Here is a 17,962-nt window from a genome sequence, read left to right on the forward strand (position 1 = left end):
GGAAGTACTCACCGTGACCACCACGATCGACCTGGTGCCGTACGAGGACGCGCTGGCGTCGTACGACCCCGTCATGGGCCTGGAGGTCCATGTCGAACTCGGCACCCGGACCAAGATGTTCTGCGGCTGTTCGACCGCGCTCGGCGCCGACCCGAACACCCAGACCTGCCCCGTCTGCCTCGGCCTGCCCGGCGCGCTGCCGGTCGTCAACGCGACCGGCGTCGAGTCCGCGATCAAGATCGGTCTCGCGCTGAACTGCGAGATCGCCGAGTGGTGCCGCTTCGCCCGGAAGAACTACTTCTATCCGGACATGCCGAAGAACTTCCAGACCTCCCAGTACGACGAGCCGATCGCCTTCAACGGCTACCTCGACGTGCAGCTGGAGGACGGCGAGACCTTCCGCGTGGAGATCGAGCGCGCCCACATGGAGGAGGACACCGGCAAGTCGACACACGTCGGCGGCGCCACCGGCCGCATCCACGGCGCGTCCCACTCGCTGCTGGACTACAACCGCGCGGGCATCCCGCTCATCGAGATCGTCACCAAGCCGATCGAGGGCGCCGGCGAGCGCGCCCCCGAGGTGGCCAAGGCGTACGTCCGTGAGCTGCGCGAGGTCATCCGGGCCCTCGGCGTGTCCGAGGCCCGCATGGAGATGGGCCAGATGCGCTGCGACGTGAACCTCTCGCTGCGCCCGAACGGCACCGAGAAGTTCGGCACCCGGTCCGAGACGAAGAACGTCAACTCGCTGCGGTCCGTGGAGCGTGCGGCCCGCTTCGAGATCCAGCGGCACGCGGCGGTGCTGTCCTCCGGCGGCACGATCGTGCAGGAGACCCGCCACTTCCACGAGGACACCGGGTCCACGACCTCGGGCCGCGTGAAGGAGGAGGCCGAGGACTACCGGTACTTCCCGGAGCCCGACCTCGTCCCCGTGGCGCCCTCGCGCGCGTGGGTCGAGGAGATCCGTGCCGCGCTGCCCGAGCTGCCGCTGGCCCGCCGCACCCGGCTGCTGGCCGAGTGGGGCATCTCCGCCACCGACATGCAGGCGATCCTCAACGCCGGTGCGCTGGAGCCGATCGTCGCCACGATCGACGCCGGCGCGGACGCGGCGTCCGCCCGCAAGTGGTGGATGGGCGAACTGGCCCGCAGCGCCAACGAGTCGGGCAAGGCGCTGGACGAACTGGCCATCACCCCGCAGCAGGTGGCCCGGGTCGCCGAGCTCGTCGCGAAGGGCGACCTGAACGACAAGCTGGCCCGCCAGGTCATCGAGGGCGTCCTCGCGGGTGAGGGCACCCCGGACGAGGTCGTCGACAAGCGCGGTCTGAAGGTCGTCTCCGACGAGGGCGCGCTGACCGCCGCCGTCGAGGACGCCATCGCCGGCAACCCGGGCGTCGCCGACAAGATCCGCGGCGGCAAGGTGGCCGCGGCCGGCGCCCTGGTCGGCGCGGTCATGAAGGCGACCCGGGGCCAGGCCGACGCCGCCCGCGTCAAGGAACTGATCCTGGAGAAGCTGGGCGTCACCGAGGGCTGAGCCCGCGCGATCGGCCCCGGAGGCGACCTGCCTCCGGGGCCGTTCGTGTTTCCCGAGTCACGCGCCTCGGCGCACGCGCCCCCACCTTCCGGGCCCGCCCGCATCCCCGACTCACCCCGCCCCCGCGTCCGAGCCCTCGTCCTCCGGGCCACGTGGGCCGGAACCACCCGCTCCGTGCCCCCGCGCGGCCGACCGGGTACGCTCCCGCGCCATGAGTGGACGCACCGACTCCGACACCCACGAGGACATACGCGCCGACGCCGACGCCGGGACGACCCCGGCCGGTCCGGAGGCCGACGTGGATGAGGAGGGCGACGGCGAGGACGCCCGGCGGGCCCGCTGGACGGCGACCGGGACGGGCGCCGTGCTCACCCTGGCCGGCCTCGCCGCCTCCCTGCTGCGCCTGACCGGCTCCGCCCCGGCGCTCGTCCCGGCCGCCTACGCCCTCGGGGCCGCCGTCTGCGCCCTCGGCGCGCTCCTCGGCGCCCGCGGCCGCACCCGCCGCGCGCTCTGGCTGCTGATCGCCGGTGTGATGGTGATGGCCGTGGGGGACCAGTCCGACTGAGTCGGCCCGCACCCCGCTTACGCAGGGCTTATGCCCGGCCGACACCGATCGCGTTATTGTCCTGTGATCTGCCTGACACTCGTGTGAAAAGCCCCACCAAGGCCGCAAAGGATCTCCAACGCCTGAAAGAGTGACCTGGCATCGCTCATGCGTTCTTTGCGGGCCGTTCAGCTCATGGACGACTGTTCCCGGTCAAAGATCCACAATTCACCCCGGGAGCACGTTCGTGGCAGCCCTCGCACGCTGGTGTGTCCAGCGCCGCCTCGTCGCCGTCCTGCTGTGGCTGGCCGCCTTCGCCGGGGTGAGCGCCGCCGCCGCGGTCGCCGGGAGCGCGTACTCCAACGACTACGCGGTCCCCGGCACGGAGGCCGGCCACGCCGCCCAGCTGCTGGAGAAGGGCTTCCCGGGACTCGGCGGCGACGCCGACACCGTCGTCTGGCACACCGGCTCGGGCTCGGTGCGCGCCGCCGACGTCGAGCAGACGATGACCCGCGCCCTGGACCGCATCGCCGACCTGCCCGGCGTCGCCGCCGTGAGCAGCCCCTACGCCGACCGGGGCACCGGCGCCGTCAGCGCCGACGGCCGCACGGCCTACGCCACCGTCACCTTCACCGACGGCGCCGAGGACATCGACCGGAACGAGGCGCAGGCGGTGGCGGACACCGCCAAGGGCGCCGAGGCCGACGGGCTCCGGGTGGAGCTCGGCGGCAGCGCCATGTCCCTCACCGAGGCCCCCGGCGGACACCTGGCCGAGGTGGTCGGCGTGGTCGTCGCCGCGGTCGTGCTGTTCCTCGCCTTCGGCTCGCTCGCCGCCTCCCTGCTGCCGATCGCCACCGCCCTGGTCGGCGTCGGCACGGCGTACGCCGGGATCGCGCTGCTCGGGCACGCCATGACCGTCGCCGACTTCGCGCCGATGCTCGGCCTGCTGATCGGACTCGGCGTCGGCATCGACTACGCCCTGTTCGTCGTGACCCGGCACCGGCGTGGCCTGCGGCGCGGGCTGTCCGTCACCGAGGCGGCCACCACCGCCGTCGCCACCACCGGACGCGCCGTCGTCTTCGCGGGCGCGACCGTGTGCATCGCGCTGCTCGGCATGCTCACCCTGCGGCTGACCTTCCTCAACGGCGTCGCCGTCGCCGCCTGTCTCACCGTGCTGCTCACGGTCGCCGCCTCGGTCACCCTGCTGCCGGCCCTGCTCTCCTTCATCGGCCCGCGCGCCCTGAGCCGCCGCGAGCGGCGCCGGCTCGCCGAGCACGGCCCCGAACCGGAGGTGCCCACCGGGTTCGCGGCCCGCTGGTCGGCGTTGGTCGAGCGCCGGCCCAAGCTGCTCGGCACGCTCGCCCTCGCCGTCGTCGCCGTCCTCGCCCTGCCCACCCTGGGGCTGCGCCTGGGCACCTCCGACCAGGGCAACGACCCGACGACCTCGACGACCCGCCAGGCGTACGACCTCCTCGCCGAGGGCTTCGGACCGGGCGTCAACGGCCCGCTGACGCTGGTGACGCACGTGGCGGGCGGTGAGGACCGGCTCGCCCTGGACAACCTCGACGCCACCCTGCGCACCACCGAGGGCGTCGCGTCGGTCACCCCGGTGACCTACGACTCCGCCGGCACGACCGCCCGCCTCACCGTGGTGCCCGACTCCGCGCCGCAGTCCCAGCGGACCAGCGAACTGGTCGACCGGCTGCGCCAGGAGGTGCTGCCCCGCGCCGAGAGGGGCACCGCGCTCGACGTGCAGGTCGGCGGCGTCACCGCCGGCTACGACGACTTCGCGGACGTCATCGTGGGCAAGCTGCCGCTGTTCGTCGGCGTCGTCATCGGCCTCGGTTGCCTGCTGCTCCTGCTGGCCTTCCGGTCCGTCGGCATCCCGCTCAAGGCGGCCGCGATGAACGTCGCCGCCGTCGCCGCCTCGTTCGGGGTGGTCGTGGCGGTCTTCCAGTGGGGCTGGGGGAGCGAGCTGCTCGGCCTCGGCCGGGCGGGCCCGATCGAGCCGTTCCTGCCGGTGATCATGGTGTCGGTCCTGTTCGGGCTGTCCATGGACTACCAGGTCTTCCTGGTCAGCCGGATGTACGAGGAGTGGCTGGAGACCGGGGACAACCGGCGCGCCGTCCGCGTCGGGCTCGCCGAGACCAGCCGGGTCATCAACTCCGCCGCCGTCATCATGATCTCGGTCTTCCTCGCCTTCGTGCTCAGCGGCGACCGGGTGATCGCCATGTTCGGCATCGCGCTCGCCGCCGCCGTCGCCCTGGACGCCTTCGTCCTGCGCACCCTGCTGGTGCCGGCCCTGATGCACCTGCTGGGTGACGCCAACTGGTGGCTGCCCGGCTGGCTGGAGCGCCGGCTGCCCCGCATCAGCATCGAACCGCCCGAGTGCCGCGCCGCCGCCCTGGACCGGCTCACGGACGTCGTGGCCGAGGTCGAGGAGATCGACGCGGCCGTGCGCGGCCCTCACAACGATCATTAAGCAACCTCTCAGAGAGCGTCCGTACGGTGCCAGGCATGGAAACCAAGACTGACGAGCCCGCCGCCGAGGACGCCCGCACCGAGGAGGCCGCCACCGCGGAGGCCGTCGCCGAGGACGGCACCACCAGGGCCGCCGCCACCGAGGACGCGAGCGGTGCCGACGCGGACGCCGACGCCAAGACGGACGCCGAGGCGGCCGGACCCTCCGGCGTCGGCCAGGGCGCCGGGGCCGTCGTCTCCGTCGCCCTCGGCATCGTGTCGCTCACCGGCAACTGGGTGGGCACCGTCGCCGCCGCCCGCGAGACCCTGGTCGGCCAGCTGCGGACCTCCTCCACGGCGAGCGTCTCCCAGCAGATCAAGGAGGTCTACGGCGACGCCTGGCACACCACCGCCCTGTGGGCCGGCCTGTTCGCCCTGGTCGCGCTGGTCACCGGCGCCGTCGTGCTGGTCCGCCCGGCCTTCGGCGCGCCCGGCAGGCCGCAGGCGCCGTGGATCAAGTCGGTCGCCTGGGCCGGTGTCGCGCTCGGCGTGATCGGCCTGCTGCTGGCCGTGCTGAAGTACAGCGACGTCCTGCTCGGCCTGCCGCCCGCGAGCTGAACCGGTCCTCTCCCGAGGGGCCTTAGGTCCCGGCGTACGTGCCTTACGCCGGGCCCGGGGCCCCTCGGGTGTGTCTAAGGCACCGCGCCCCCGCGAAGATGCGGAACTCTCCCGATGTGGCGGCCCCGCCTCGGGGACGAAGGTGGAGGCATCGCAATCGAGCGAAGCCGACACACTCTCCCGAGGGGACCGCATGTACGAGTTCGAGCTCCAGCAGCTCCGTTCCGCCGATCTCATCCGCCAGGCCGAGCAGGACCGGCTCGCCCGCGAGGCCGTCCGCGGCCGCCGGGCCGCCCGGCGCGAGGCCGCCGGCCGCACCGCCGCCCGCGAGGGCGACCACGGCCCGTCCGATACCGGCCGTACCGGCGATACCGGCCATACCCGCCGCCCCTGGCGGCTGCGGTCCGCCCGGGCCGCGTGAACGCCCCCGCCGCCCCGGCCCTCCCCGAAGAAAACACCGGGGCGGCGCCGGGGCCCTGTGCCATGCTCGGGACCGTGCAGACCAGGACCGTCTCACCCGTGTTCGTGGGCCGCGCCGCCGAGTTGGGCACCCTGGACGACGCGCTCGCCCGGGCCGCCGCGGGCGAGCCGCAGGCGCTGCTCCTGGGCGGCGAGGCCGGGGTGGGCAAGACCCGGCTCGTCGAGGAGTTCACCGCCGCGGCCGGCCGCGCGGGCGCCGTCGTCGCCGTCGGCGGCTGCGTCGAGATCGGCGCCGACGGGCTGCCGTTCGCCCCGTTCTCCACCGCGCTGCGCGCCCTGCGCCGCGCCCTGCCGGACGACCTGGCCGCCGCCGCGGCCGGCCAGGAGGAGGAACTCGCCCGGCTGCTCCCGGAGTTCGCCCAACCCGGCACCGGCCGCCACGACGAGGAGGGCACCGCCCGCCTCTTCGAGCTCACCGTGCGGCTGCTGGAGCGCGTCGCCGCCGGACGCACCGTCGTCGTCGCCCTGGAGGACCTGCACTGGGCCGACGCCTCCACCCGCCACCTGCTGTCGTACGTCGTGCGCACCCTGCGCACCGGCCGGCTCGTCGTCCTCGCCACCTACCGCAGCGACGACATCCACCGCCGCCACCCGCTGCGCCCGCTGCTCGCCGAACTCGACCGGCTCCGCACCGTCCACCGCATCGACCTCGACCGGTTCACCCGCGCCGAGGTCGAGCGGCAGATCGCCGGCATCCTCGCCGCCGACCCCGACCCCGCGCAGGTCGACGCGATCTTCGAGCGCTCCGACGGCAACGCCTTCTTCGTCGAGGAACTCGCCGTCGCCGCCCGCCAGGGCTGCCGCACGGGACTGACCGACACCCTGCGCGACCTGCTGCTGGTCCGGGTCGAGGCACTGCCCGAGAGCGCCCAGCGGATCGCGCGGATCGTCGCCGAGGGCGGCAACACCGTCGAGTACCGGCTGCTGGCCGCCGTCGCCCGGCTCGCCGAGGACGACCTGCTGGCGGCGCTGCGGGCGGCCGTCAACGCCAACCTGCTCCTCGCCACACCCGACGGCGACGGCTACCGCTTCCGCCACTCCCTGGTCCGCGAAGCCGTCAGCGACGACCTGCTGCCCGGCGAACGCTCCCGCCTCAACCGCCGTTACGCCGAAGCCCTGGAGGACGACCCGGGGCTCGTCCCGGCCGACGAGCGGGCCATGCGGCTGGCCAGCCACTGGTACCGCGCCCACGACCCGGCCAAGGCCCTGCCCGCCGTCCTCGACGCCTCCGTCCAGGCCCGCTCCCGGCACGCCCACAGCGAGCAACTGCGCCTCCTGGAACGGGCGATGGAGCTGTGGGACACCGCCCCCGAGGAGGTCCGCGCGGGGCTGCGCCCCCTGGACCACCCCGAGTCCTACCCGCCTCCACCCCCGCCTCCGCCGCCCGCCGGACCCGCGGCGGACCCCGACGGCCGCCACCCGTCCGGGACACCGCCCCGCTACCTCGACCTCATGGCGGCGGCCACCGTCGCCGGCCGGCTGTGCGGGGAGCGCGAGCGCGCCCTGAAGACCGCCCGGCGGGCGCTGCGGCTGCTGGAGGAGGAGCCCGACCCGCTGCGCTCGGCGTGGTTCTGGATCCAGTGCGCCCGGCTGGCGCGGCAGGTCGGCCGCGGCGACGGCCGGGCGGAGCTGACCCGGGCCGAGGAGTGCGTGCGCGGCCTGCCGCCCAGCCGGGTGCACGCCGAAGTCCTCGTCCAGGTCGCCAACTGGGCGATGATCCACGCGCCCGGCCCGGACGCCTTCCGCGCCGCCGAACGGGCCGTCGAGTACGCCCGCATGGTCGGCGCCCGCGAGACCGAGCTCAACGCCCGCCAGATCCTCGGCACCCTCCAGCTCGCCTCCGGCCACACCGAGACCGGCCTCACCGCGCTGCACGAGGTCAAGGAGCGGGCGCTCGCCGAGGACATCCCCACCGTGGCGCTGAACGTCTACGTCAACCTGCCCTCCGGGCTGGAGGCGATCGGCCGCTCCCGCAGTGCCGTGCCCCTCCTGGAGGAGGGCGTCGCCTTCGCCCGGCGCCACTGCCTGGCCGACAGCGAGGGCTGGGTGTGGGGGAACCTCGCCGAGTCCCTGATGTCGCTGGGCCGTTGGGACGAGGCCGACCGCGCCCTCACCGCCGGCCAGGTCGGCCAGGGCGCCACCACCCGCGGCTTCCTCGCCACCGTCCGCGCCGAACTCGCCCACGAACGCGGCGACCTGGCCGAGGCGCGCCGCCATCTCGCCCTGGCCCGCGACCTGTTCCGGGCACAGGAGGACGCCGCCCAGCACGAGCTGCCCCTGACCCGGGTCGCACTCGGTCTCGCCGCCGCCGAGGGCCGACCCGACGGGGCGCGCGCCCACCTCGACCGGATCCTGGCCGCCGGCTTCCCGCCCGGTTGCGAGCGCTACGGCTGGCCGCTCCTGCTCACCGCGGCCGCCCTGGAGGGCGACGCGCCCGTCCCCGACCCCGCCCGCACCGCCGCCCTGCGCCGGGCCGCCAAGGGGCTCACCGCGGCCGTCCCGCTGTGGCGGGCCCACCAGGACTGGGTGCGCGCCGAACTCGCGCGCGCCGAGGGCCGCGGCGACCCGGGGGAGTGGAGCGCCGTGGTCACCGCCTTCGAAGCGCTCGATCGCCCCTACGACCTGGCCCGCACCCGCCACCGGCTGGCCGAGGCCCTGCTGGCCACGGGCGGCGACGGCAACCACGCCGGCCACGACCCGGACGGCGGTCGCGACGGCGAAGGAGACAGCGAGGACCGCGACGGCGACGGCGGTGACGAGCGCGCCCGCGCCACGGAACTCCTGCGCCTGGTCCTCGCCGTAGCCGAGCACCTGGGTGCCCGCCCCCTCGCCGACGCCGCGACCCGGCTCGCGCACCGCGCCCGCCTCCCCCTCCTGCGCGGGAACGCCCCCGCCGACCCGCACGGGCTGACCAAGCGCGAGCGCGAGGTGCTGCGGCTGGTCTGCGCCGGACGTACCAACCGGCAGATAGCGGACGAGCTGTTCATCTCCCCGAAGACGGCCGGCGTCCACGTCTCCCACATCCTGGGCAAGCTGGGCGTCTCCGGCCGGGGCGAGGCGGCGGCCCTCGCCCACCGCCTGGGCTTGTTCCCGCCAGAGGTGGAGGGGAGGCTGGTGGCGGGCTGAGACGGCGCCGGCCGCGGCGCCGCCCCCGGGCGCGGGAGGGAAGCGCGATGTTCAACGCCTTCGAGGACCTGTTCGCGCCGGGGCGCAAGCACACCCGGGACGAACAGAACCGCCTGGAGCTGACCCGCGAGGACGTCGGCGACGCCGATCCCGGCCGGGGCCCGATAGACCTCGCCTCGGGCAAGGTGGTCGTCCGCCCGCCCGAGCAGGACGACCTGCAAGGAGAAACACCCGAAACACCCCCTAGCTGACCTCCAGCTCCAGGATCCGGTCGTCGCCCTGCTTCGGCGTCCCCCGTCCGTCCGTGTTGCTCGTGGTCAGCCACAGCTTGTCCCCGCCGGCCGCCACCACCGTCCGCAGCCGCCCGTACGTGCCCTCGAGGAAGTCCTGCGGGGCCGCGGACGCCTGCGTACCCTTCAGCGGGATGCGCCACAGGCGCTGTCCCTTCAGCCCCGCCATCCAGATCGAGCCCCGGGCGTAGGCGATGCCGCTGGGGGAGGCGTCGTCGGTGTGCCACTGGGCGACCGGGTTCCGGTACGCCGCGTCGTCGCCGTTGCCCTCGGCCTCGGGCCAGCCGTAGTTGCCGCCCGGCTTGATCGCGTTGAGCTCGTCCCAGGTGTCCTGCCCGAACTCCGACGCGAACAGCCGCTGCTTGTCGTCCCAGGCCAGACCCTGCACGTTGCGGTGGCCGTAGGAGTACACCGGGGAGCCGAAGGGGTTGCCCGGGGCCGGCTCGCCCTCCGGGGTCAGGCGCAGGATCTTGCCGGCCAGGGAGTCCTTGTCCTGGGCGAGCCCCCGGTCGCCGGTCTCGCCGGTGCCGACGTAGAGCATCCGGTCGGGTCCGAAGGCGATCCGGCCGCCGTTGTGGATCACGCCCTTGGGGATGCCCTTGAAGACCGTGTCGGGCGCGCCGAGCTGCTCCCCGGCCGGCTTCTTGTCGTCGTGGAGCATCCGGACGACGCGGTTGTCCGAGGCCGACGTGAGGTACGCGTAGATCATGTGGTCCGAGGCGTAGTCGGGGGACAGGGCGATGCCCAGCAGGCCGCCCTCGCCGTTCGGCTCCACGCCCGCGACCTCGCCCAGCTCGGTCCTGCGGCCGGTGTCCGCGTCGATCCGGGTGATCGTGCCCTCGTCACGGGAGGACACCAGCAGGTCGCCGTCCGGGACCGGGGCCAGGCCCCACGGGGTGTCCAGGCCCCCGGCGACCGTGCGGACCACCTTCACCGTGCCCTTGGCCGGTGGCGTCGGCTCGGCAGGGCTCGGGGACGCCGACCGCGCCGGAGCGGTCCCGGCGGAGGTGGGTCCGGCGTCCGGCGCGCCCCCGTCGCCGGCGGAGCAGCCGGCCGCCAGCAGCAGCGCGCTCACGGCCAACACGGCCGGTACGGCTCGACGTTGCACGATCATGTCCCTTCGACGCGGCGGGTTCTCCCTGTCATACACCGCGCCCGGCCCCCCGGGTTCCCGATCACCGCACCCCGAACCGCTCCGGGGCGCCGGCCGGTGTCCGTCCCCGGACGTGTCACCCCCGGGACGTCTCAGTCCCAGGACCCCTGCGCGGCCGGCAGCCCGTCGATCTCCGCCAGGTCCTGCGGCGTCAGCCGCAGCCCGGCCGCCGCCGCGTTCTGCGCGACCCACCGCTCCTGCTTGGTGCCCGGCACCGGTACGACGTGCCGCCCCCGGGACAGCACCCAGGCCAGCGCCACCTGCGCGGCGGTGACGTCCTCGCCGTGCCGGCGGGCGATCCGGCGCAGGCCCGCCACGATCGGCTGGTTCGCGGCCATCATCTCCGCCGTGAAGCGGGGGTGCCGGGCGCGCAGGTCCGCGGGCTCGAAGCCCGCGCCGGGCCGGAGGGTGCCGGTGAGGAAACCATTCCCCAGTGGCATCGCCGCGAGGAAGCCCACGCCCCGCTCCGCGCACCACGGCAGCAGCGCGTCCAGCGCCTCGGGCGACCACACCGACAGTTCGGCCTGGACCGCGCTCACCGGGAAGACCTGCTGCACCCGCCGCAACTGGCGCAGCGTGGCGTCGTACAACCGCGGCCCCGGCGTGCGGCGGCCGCCCCGCACGCCGACCGCGCACAGCCCGAGCGCCCGCACCTTGCCCGCCCGCACCAGGTCCGCCATGGCGCCCCAGGTCTCCTCGACGGGCACCTCGGGGTCGGCGCGGTGCAGCTGGTAGAGGTCGATCACGTCGGTCTGCAGCCGGCGCAGCGAGGCGTCGCAGGCCCTCCTGACGTACCCCGGGCGGCCGTTGGCCACGATGTGCTGCTCGCCGACGAGCAGGCCGACCTTGGTCGACACGAACGCGTCCTGCCGCCGCTCCTTCAACACCCGCCCCAGCAGCAGCTCGTTGGTGAACGGGCCGTACATGTCGGCCGTGTCGAGCAGCGAGACCCCCAGGTCCAGCGCCCGGTGCACCGCCCTCAACGACTCCTCGCCCCGCTGCCGCGACGCGCTGTAGGCCCAGCTCATCGGCATGCACCCGAGTCCGACGGCCCCCACCGCGAGCGCCCCCGCGCCGATCGTCCTGCGCTCCACCAGCCCGTGACCCTCCCTGTGCCGACCCCCAACCTAACCTCTGCGCCCGCACGCCCCTGACATAGCCTCCTGGCATGACCCACGACGCGCCCCGAGACGTATGGCTCCCCCTCCCGCCCGACGGCATCGACGGCCTGCCGGAGGGCCCCAACTACCTCTTCTACGACGGCGGGGACGACGGCACCCAGCCCTTCCCCGGGGACCCGGCGGACTGCGCCGTCTACGTCGTGCCCTACCTCAAGCGGCAGTCCGTGAAGGTGCGGCCGCTGCCGCTGATGCGCAACGTCCGCGTCGTGCAGACCCTCAGCGCGGGCGTCGACGACATCACCGGCCACCTGTCCGGCCTGCCCGCCGGCGTCAGCCTGTGCAACGCCCGCGGGGTGCACGAGGCGAGCACCGCCGAACTGGCCGTCGCCCTGACCCTGGCGTCCCTGCGCGGCATCCCCGGGTTCGTGCGGGCGCAGCAGGAGGGGCGCTGGCAGAGCCACTTCCACCCGGCGCTCGCCGACCGGAGCGTGCTGATCGTCGGCTACGGCTCGATCGGCGCCGCCATCGAGGACCGGCTCGCGCCGTTCGAGCTCGCGCGGGTGGTGCGCGTCGCACGCTCCGCGCGCACCACGGAGCGCGGACCGGTGCACCCGATCGCCGAGCTGCCCGCCCTGCTCCCCGACGCGGACGTCGTCATCCTCTCCACCCCGCTCACCGAGGCCACCCGCGGGCTGGTGGGCAAGGACTTCCTGGCCCGGATGAAGGAGGGCGCGCTGCTGGTCAACGTCGCCCGCGGGGCCGTCGTCGACACCGACGCCCTGCTCGGCGCCCTGGAGGGCGGCCGCATCACCGCCGCGCTGGACGTCGTGGACCCCGAACCGCTGCCGGCCGACCACCCGTTGTGGCACGCGCCCGGTGTCCTCATCAGCCCGCACGTCGGCGGCCCCACCTCCGCCTTCCTGCCCCGCGCCGAGCGCCTGCTGGTGGACCAGTTGCGCCGGTACGTGAACCGCGAGCCGCTGCGGAACGTGGTCCTGACGACGGGCGCGGCGAGCGACTGACCCCGCTCCGGGCACCCTCCGCAGTCCCCCGTGCGCGGTCCGTGCGTGCGTCGCCGCTGGCCGTCACTGAGCGTAGAGGAACTATGTCCCTGAGTGACGATCCTGGTGTATCGTCCCGACAGGGGCTGCGCCGTGGACATTCGGCGCCGGGGACGGACATTTCAGACTGTAGGGGGGCGACGGGCGATGCACGGCCTATGGACGAACGATCCGACGCGGCGGAGCCGTCGGCGGCGACCCTGGCGCACGACGGCGCACGGACGTGCCCACGGCGCACCTCCCGGCCACCGGGGCGCACAGACCAGTCACCACCGCCGGCCGGGCGGCCGTCGCCGACAGGCCCACCCGGTCCACCGGAGCCTGCGGGGCCCGGGACCGGCGCGTGCCAGGAGGCCCCGGTGACCTCGCCGCCGTCGACCTCCACGCCCGTGCTCGACGGGACGCCGAGTCAGCGGCCCCCGGTGGGTGCCGCCCCGGTCGGACCCCGGCCCTCCGCACCCCTGCGGCCCGGCCTGGTCCACCAGATGCTGCTGGCCCTGGTCTGCGCGGGATACGCCGTCGGTTCCGCACTCGACTGGGGCTCCGAGGAACTCGCCCTGGTCATGGGCGACTTCGGGCTGGCCGCCGCGGCCGGCACCGCGGCCGTCTCCTGCTTCCTCTACGCGCGCACCCGCCGGGTGCGCTTTCGACCGGCCTGGCTGCTGTTCGCCCTCTCCTCGGCGATGGCGGCCCTCGGCAACGGCGTCTGGGGGTGGTACGAGGTCGTCCTGCGGCGGCCCGTGCCCAGCCCCTCCTACGCCGACCTGTTCTTCCTGTGCTTCGCCCCGCCGGCCATCGTCGGCCTGCTGGTGCTCGCCACCCGGCCCATGACCAAGGCCGGGTGGGTCTGCCTCGCCCTGGACGCCTGGCTGATCGCCGGCTCGCTGCTCACCCTGTCCTGGAGCCTCGCGCTCGCCCAGGCCGCCCGGTTCGACGGACCCAGCGTCGCGCACGCCGCGCTGTCGCTGGCGTACCCGCTGATGGACATCGCCCTGGTGAGCATGGTGCTGGTGCTGCACTTCCGGCGCTCGACCGTGAACCGCACCGCGGTGAACACCGCGATCGGGGCACTCGCCCTCACCGTGATGTGCGACGCCCTGTTCACCTCCCCGCTGCTGCACAACAACTACCGCTCGGGCCAGCTGCTCGACGCCGGCTGGTTCGCGGGCTCCCTGCTGCTGGCCTACGCCCCCTGGGCCTCCACCCGTCACGCCCGCCGCCAGACGGTGCGCGAGGGGCACACGCGCGTGGTCCACGAGCACCTGCCCGGACAGCGCGCCCCCGTCGCGCACATCCCGGCCACGGGCCCGGCCGCGACGCAGGCCACGGCGCCGGCGCAGGCGTCGGTGGCGGCTGCGGGCGGCGACGCCGGGCGCCGGCCCGGCCCGGCCCCCGGGGGCGACCCCGGCCGCTACCCGGGCACCCGGCCGATCACCGGCTCGCTGGCCGCCCTCACGCCCTACCTCGCCGCCGCCGTCTGCACGCTGGGCATCCTCTACAACGTGCTCAACGGCCGCAGCGTCGACCGCGTCGTCCTGATCACCGGCGGGGCCGTCGTCCTGGCCCTCGTGGTGCGCCAGGGCATCATGCTGCTCGACAACATCACCCTCACCCAGGAACTGGCGCAGAAGGAGAACCACTTCCGCTCCCTGGTGCAGGGCTCCAGCGACGTCATCATGATCGCCGCGCCGAGCGGCGTCCTGCGCTACGTCTCCCCGGCCGCCGCCGGGGTCTACGGACGCCCCGCGGAGGAGCTGGTCGGCACCGAGCTGGCCGGTCTGATCCACCCGGAGGACCTCGGCTGCGTGGTGCACGAGCTGCGCCGCTTCCTCGCCGCCGACCCCGCGGAGGAACCCACCACGCGCATCGAGTGCCGCTTCCGGTCCGGCGTCGCGGGCACCTCTCGTCCGGGGGACGCCGGGGGCGGGGGAGGCTGGCTCAACGTCGAGTCCACCGTCAACCGCCACCACGGGGGCCTCATCTTCAACTGCCGTGACGTGACCGAACGCGTCCGCCTCCAGGCGCAGTTGCAGCACAACGCCGAGCACGACCCGCTCACCGACCTGCCCAACCGCGCCCTGTTCACCCGGCGCGTCCAGCACGCCCTGTCCGGCCGCCGCAGCTCCGACCGGGGCACCGCGCTGCGCAACACCGCCGTGCTCTTCATCGACCTCGACGGCTTCAAGGCGGTCAACGACACCATCGGCCACCAGGCCGGCGACGCCCTGCTCGTCCAGGCCGCCCGCCGCCTGCAGGACGCCGTCCGCCAGGGCGACACCGCCTCCCGGCTGGGCGGCGACGAGTTCGCGGCCCTGATCGTCGGCGACACCACCCGGGACCGCGGCGCCCGCGAGCGGCACATCCTGGAGCTCGCCGACCGCCTCCGGCTCACCCTCTCCCAGCCCTACGACATCGACGGCTCCGACGTCCGGGTCGCCGCGTCCATCGGCGTGGCCTTCGCCGAGCCGGGTCTCGGCGCGGGCGAGCTCCTGCGCAACGCCGACCTCGCGATGTACCGGGCCAAGGCGGCCGGCAAGGGCCGCGTCGAGCTGTACAAGCCGCAGATGCAGCAGGACGTCGTGCGCAAGGCGGAGCTGGCCACCCGGCTGCGGGCCGCCCTGCACGACGGCGAGTTCACGCTGCTGCACCAGCCCGTGGTGCGGCTGGACGACGGCCGGATCACCGCGGTCACCGCCGAGGCCCGCTGGCGCTCCTCCCAGGGCGTGCTGTTCACGCCCGCCGAGTTCCTGCGGGTCGCCGAGGACGGCGAGCGCACCGCGGAGCTGGGCCGCTGGGTCCTGGAGGAGGCCGTCTCGCAGGCCGCCGAGCGGGCCGCGGCCGGGCTGAGCGCGCCGGTGTGCGTGCGCATGAGCGCGCGGCGGCTGGTGGACCGGTCGATGCCCCCCGGCTCCGTCGAGGCCCTGCTGACCCGGCACGGCCTGCCCTCGGGCTCGCTCGTCGTCGAGGTGGCCGACCTCGACCCACGGGTCTCCTTCGACGAGCTGGAGCGCCGGCTGGGCGCCCTGCGCCGGCACGGGGTGCGCATCGCCCTGGACGGCTTCGGCTCCGGCTACGGCGCGCTCACGGCGCTGCGCAGGCTGCCCCTGGACGTGCTGCGGCTCGACCGCGGCCTGGTCGAGGGGGTCGTCGAGTCCGCCCGGCTGCACAAGATCACCAGCGGGCTGCTGCGGATCGCCGCCGACCTGGGGCTGCAGTCCGTGGCCGACGGCGTGGACCTGCCCGAACAGGTCGTCGCCCTGCGCGCGATGGGCTGCACCCACGGCCAGGGCATGGCGTTCACGGGCCCGCTGGACGAGTACCGGCTGCGCCGCTCGCTGCGCTCCGGCCGGTGCCCGGTGCCGCACGGCCCGTCCGAGCCGGCCCTCGCGGGCGGCGCGGCCCTGCGGTACACCGGAGGGGTCACGGCCGTCCTCGGTGGTGGCACGACCCTCTGCTCACATGATGAGACGCCCGTCCCACCCACTTGACACGTGGTGCGCGTCGGGGGGAGGGTCAGTGCCATGCGCACCCGAATTCTCGTACTTGGACAGCGCGTCGGCTGACGCTGAGCCCTCCATCGCTCAGCGACCTGCACCCGGCGCGCTCCCCTCGCTTGCCTTACGGCACGAGGGGTTTTTTGTTGCACGGATACCTGTCGTGCGGCAGCCGAACCCCGCCCGAACCTCGCAAAAACCCTCAGCATCGAGAAGAGAATGCCGATGACCGAGCAGGCCACCGGGGCCCCTCACCCGCAGCCGCGGCCCCGATCCGGAGGACACCAGTCCGCCCCCGAGCACGTCACGGGTGCGCAGTCCCTCATCCGTTCGCTCGAGGAGGTCGGTGTCGACACGGTGTTCGGCATCCCCGGCGGCACGATCCTCCCCGCGTACGACCCGCTGATGGACTCCACCAAGGTGCGCCACATCCTGGTCCGTCACGAGCAGGGCGCCGGCCACGCGGCCACCGGCTACGCGCAGGCCACCGGCAAGGTCGGCGTCTGCATGGCGACCTCGGGACCGGGCGCCACCAACCTGGTCACCCCGATCGCCGACGCGCAGATGGACTCCGTGCCGCTGGTCGCGATCACCGGCCAGGTGGTCTCCTCGGCGATCGGCACCGACGCCTTCCAGGAGGCGGACATCGTCGGCATCACCATGCCGATCACCAAGCACAGCTTCCTGGTGACCAAGGGCGAGGACATCCCCCGGGTGATCGCGGAGGCGTTCCACATCGCCTCCACCGGCCGCCCCGGCCCGGTCCTGGTCGACATCCCCAAGGACATCCTGCAGAAGCAGACCACCTTCTCCTGGCCGCCGGTCCTGGACCTGCCCGGCTACCGGCCGGTGACCAAGCCGCACGCCAAGCAGATCCGCGAGGCCGCGAAGCTGATCACCGCCGCCAAGCGGCCCGTGCTCTACGTCGGCGGCGGCGTGCTGAAGGCGCGCGCCACCGCCGAGCTGAAGGTCCTCGCCGAGCTGACCGGCGCGCCCGTCACCACCACCCTCATGGCGCTGGGCGCGTTCCCCGACAGCCACCCGCAGCACCTGGGGATGCCGGGCATGCACGGCTCCGTCGCCGCCGTCACCGCGCTGCAGAAGGCCGACCTGATCGTCGCCCTCGGCGCCCGCTTCGACGACCGCGTCACCGGCAAGCTGGACAGCTTCGCGCCGTTCGCCAAGATCGTCCACGCGGACATCGACCCGGCCGAGATCGGCAAGAACCGCGCCGCCGACGTGCCGATCGTCGGTGACGCCCGCGAGGTCATCGCCGACCTGGTGCAAGCCGTCCAGAAGGAGCACGCCGAGGGCCACCGCGGCGACTACGGCGCCTGGTGGAAGGACCTCGACCGCTGGCGCTCGACCTACCCGCTGGGCTACGACCTGCCCGCGGACGGCTCGCTCTCCCCGCAGCAGGTCATCGAGCGCATCGGCCGGCTGGCCCCGGAGGGCACGATCTTCGCGGCGGGCGTCGGCCAGCACCAGATGTGGGCCGCGCACTTCGTCAAGTACGAGAAGCCCGCCACCTGGCTGAACTCCGGCGGCGCGGGCACCATGGGCTACGCGGTCCCGGCCGCGATGGGCGCCAAGGCCGGCGCGCCGCAGCAGACGGTGTGGGCGATCGACGGCGACGGCTGCTTCCAGATGACCAACCAGGAACTCACCACCTGCGCCCTGAACAACATCCCGATCAAGGTCGCGGTCATCAACAACGGCGCCCTCGGGATGGTCCGCCAGTGGCAGACCCTCTTCTACAACCAGCGCTACTCCAACACGGTGCTGCACTCCGGGCCCGACGACGTCAACCCGCAGGCCCGCGGCACCCGCGTCCCCGACTTCGTGAAGCTGTCGGAGGCCATGGGCTGCTACTCGATCCGCTGCGAGGACCCCGCCGACCTCGACAAGGTCATCGAAGAGGCCAACAGCATCAACGACCGCCCGGTGGTCATCGACTTCATCGTCCACGAGGACGCCATGGTGTGGCCGATGGTCGCCGCCGGCACCTCCAACGACGAGATCATGGCCGCCCGGGACGTCCGCCCGGACTTCGGCGACGGCGAAGACGACTGACCGCGACCGGCAAG

General features: G+C 74.2%; 12 protein-coding genes. 10 read left to right on the plus strand and 2 right to left on the minus strand.

The features are described from left to right. The first annotated feature begins 13 nt into the window (after positions 1-13). The 7 genes from gatB (at position 14) to E4U91_RS24350 (ending at position 9,007) form a co-directional block, all read left to right on the plus strand. Positions 14-1,528: an Asp-tRNA(Asn)/Glu-tRNA(Gln) amidotransferase subunit GatB gene (gene gatB, locus E4U91_RS24320; RefSeq protein ID WP_137308804.1), complete on the plus strand. Its 1,515-nt coding sequence runs from the start codon at positions 14-16 to the stop codon at positions 1,526-1,528. A 211-nt stretch (positions 1,529-1,739) separates the two neighbouring features. After that, positions 1,740-2,093, plus strand: coding sequence for a hypothetical protein (locus E4U91_RS24325; protein WP_174867858.1), 354 nt, complete (start codon positions 1,740-1,742; stop codon positions 2,091-2,093). 226 nt (positions 2,094-2,319) lie between these two features. Beyond that, a complete protein-coding gene (locus E4U91_RS24330) occupies positions 2,320-4,554 on the plus strand; it encodes an MMPL family transporter (RefSeq protein WP_137308805.1) in 2,235 nt (744 codons plus the stop codon). Positions 4,555-4,589: 35 nt separating this feature from the next. After that, entirely contained in the window at positions 4,590-5,150 is a 561-nt protein-coding gene (locus tag E4U91_RS24335; protein ID WP_137308806.1) for a hypothetical protein, read from the plus strand. A 193-nt stretch (positions 5,151-5,343) separates the two neighbouring features. Further along, positions 5,344-5,571 carry a hypothetical protein gene (locus E4U91_RS24340; RefSeq protein WP_137308807.1) on the plus strand — a complete coding sequence of 76 codons (228 nt, stop codon included), beginning with the start codon at positions 5,344-5,346 and terminating at the stop codon, positions 5,569-5,571. 62 nt (positions 5,572-5,633) lie between these two features. Continuing rightward, positions 5,634-8,756 carry a helix-turn-helix transcriptional regulator gene (locus E4U91_RS24345; RefSeq protein WP_137308808.1) on the plus strand — a complete coding sequence of 1,041 codons (3,123 nt, stop codon included), beginning with the start codon at positions 5,634-5,636 and terminating at the stop codon, positions 8,754-8,756. 47 nt (positions 8,757-8,803) lie between these two features. After that, the gene (locus E4U91_RS24350) at positions 8,804-9,007 is read left to right on the plus strand and encodes a DUF6191 domain-containing protein (protein WP_137308809.1); all 204 of its coding nucleotides are present in this window, start codon (positions 8,804-8,806) and stop codon (positions 9,005-9,007) included. Here the strand turns inward: E4U91_RS24350 and E4U91_RS24355 are convergent. Both E4U91_RS24355 and E4U91_RS24360 read right to left on the minus strand, forming a co-directional pair. After that, positions 9,000-10,160 carry a PQQ-dependent sugar dehydrogenase gene (locus tag E4U91_RS24355; protein WP_137308810.1) on the minus strand — a complete coding sequence of 387 codons (1,161 nt, stop codon included), beginning with the start codon at positions 10,158-10,160 and terminating at the stop codon, positions 9,000-9,002. The two genes, E4U91_RS24350 and E4U91_RS24355, sit on opposite strands and share 8 nt — an antisense overlap. A gap of 131 nt (positions 10,161-10,291) precedes the next feature. Continuing rightward, positions 10,292-11,293: an aldo/keto reductase gene (locus tag E4U91_RS24360; protein WP_137308811.1), complete on the minus strand. Its 1,002-nt coding sequence runs from the start codon at positions 11,291-11,293 to the stop codon at positions 10,292-10,294. 74 nt (positions 11,294-11,367) lie between these two features. Between E4U91_RS24360 and E4U91_RS24365 the strand changes: the two genes are divergently transcribed. The 3 genes from E4U91_RS24365 (at position 11,368) to E4U91_RS24375 (ending at position 17,948) form a co-directional block, all read left to right on the plus strand. Then, positions 11,368-12,342, plus strand: coding sequence for a 2-hydroxyacid dehydrogenase (locus E4U91_RS24365; RefSeq protein ID WP_137308812.1), 975 nt, complete (start codon positions 11,368-11,370; stop codon positions 12,340-12,342). A 398-nt stretch (positions 12,343-12,740) separates the two neighbouring features. After that, complete coding sequence (locus E4U91_RS24370) at positions 12,741-15,869, plus strand: putative bifunctional diguanylate cyclase/phosphodiesterase (RefSeq protein ID WP_168218153.1); 3,129 nt, start codon at positions 12,741-12,743, stop codon at positions 15,867-15,869. Between the two features lie 231 nt (positions 15,870-16,100). After that, complete coding sequence (locus E4U91_RS24375; protein ID WP_137308814.1) at positions 16,101-17,948, plus strand: acetolactate synthase large subunit; 1,848 nt, start codon at positions 16,101-16,103, stop codon at positions 17,946-17,948. The last annotated feature ends 14 nt before the right edge of the window (positions 17,949-17,962 follow it).

Origin of the sequence: Streptomyces lasalocidi, assembly GCF_005280215.1 — a bacterium.
In the GTDB taxonomy this organism is placed as follows: Bacteria; Actinomycetota; Actinomycetes; order Streptomycetales; family Streptomycetaceae; genus Streptomyces; species Streptomyces longwoodensis.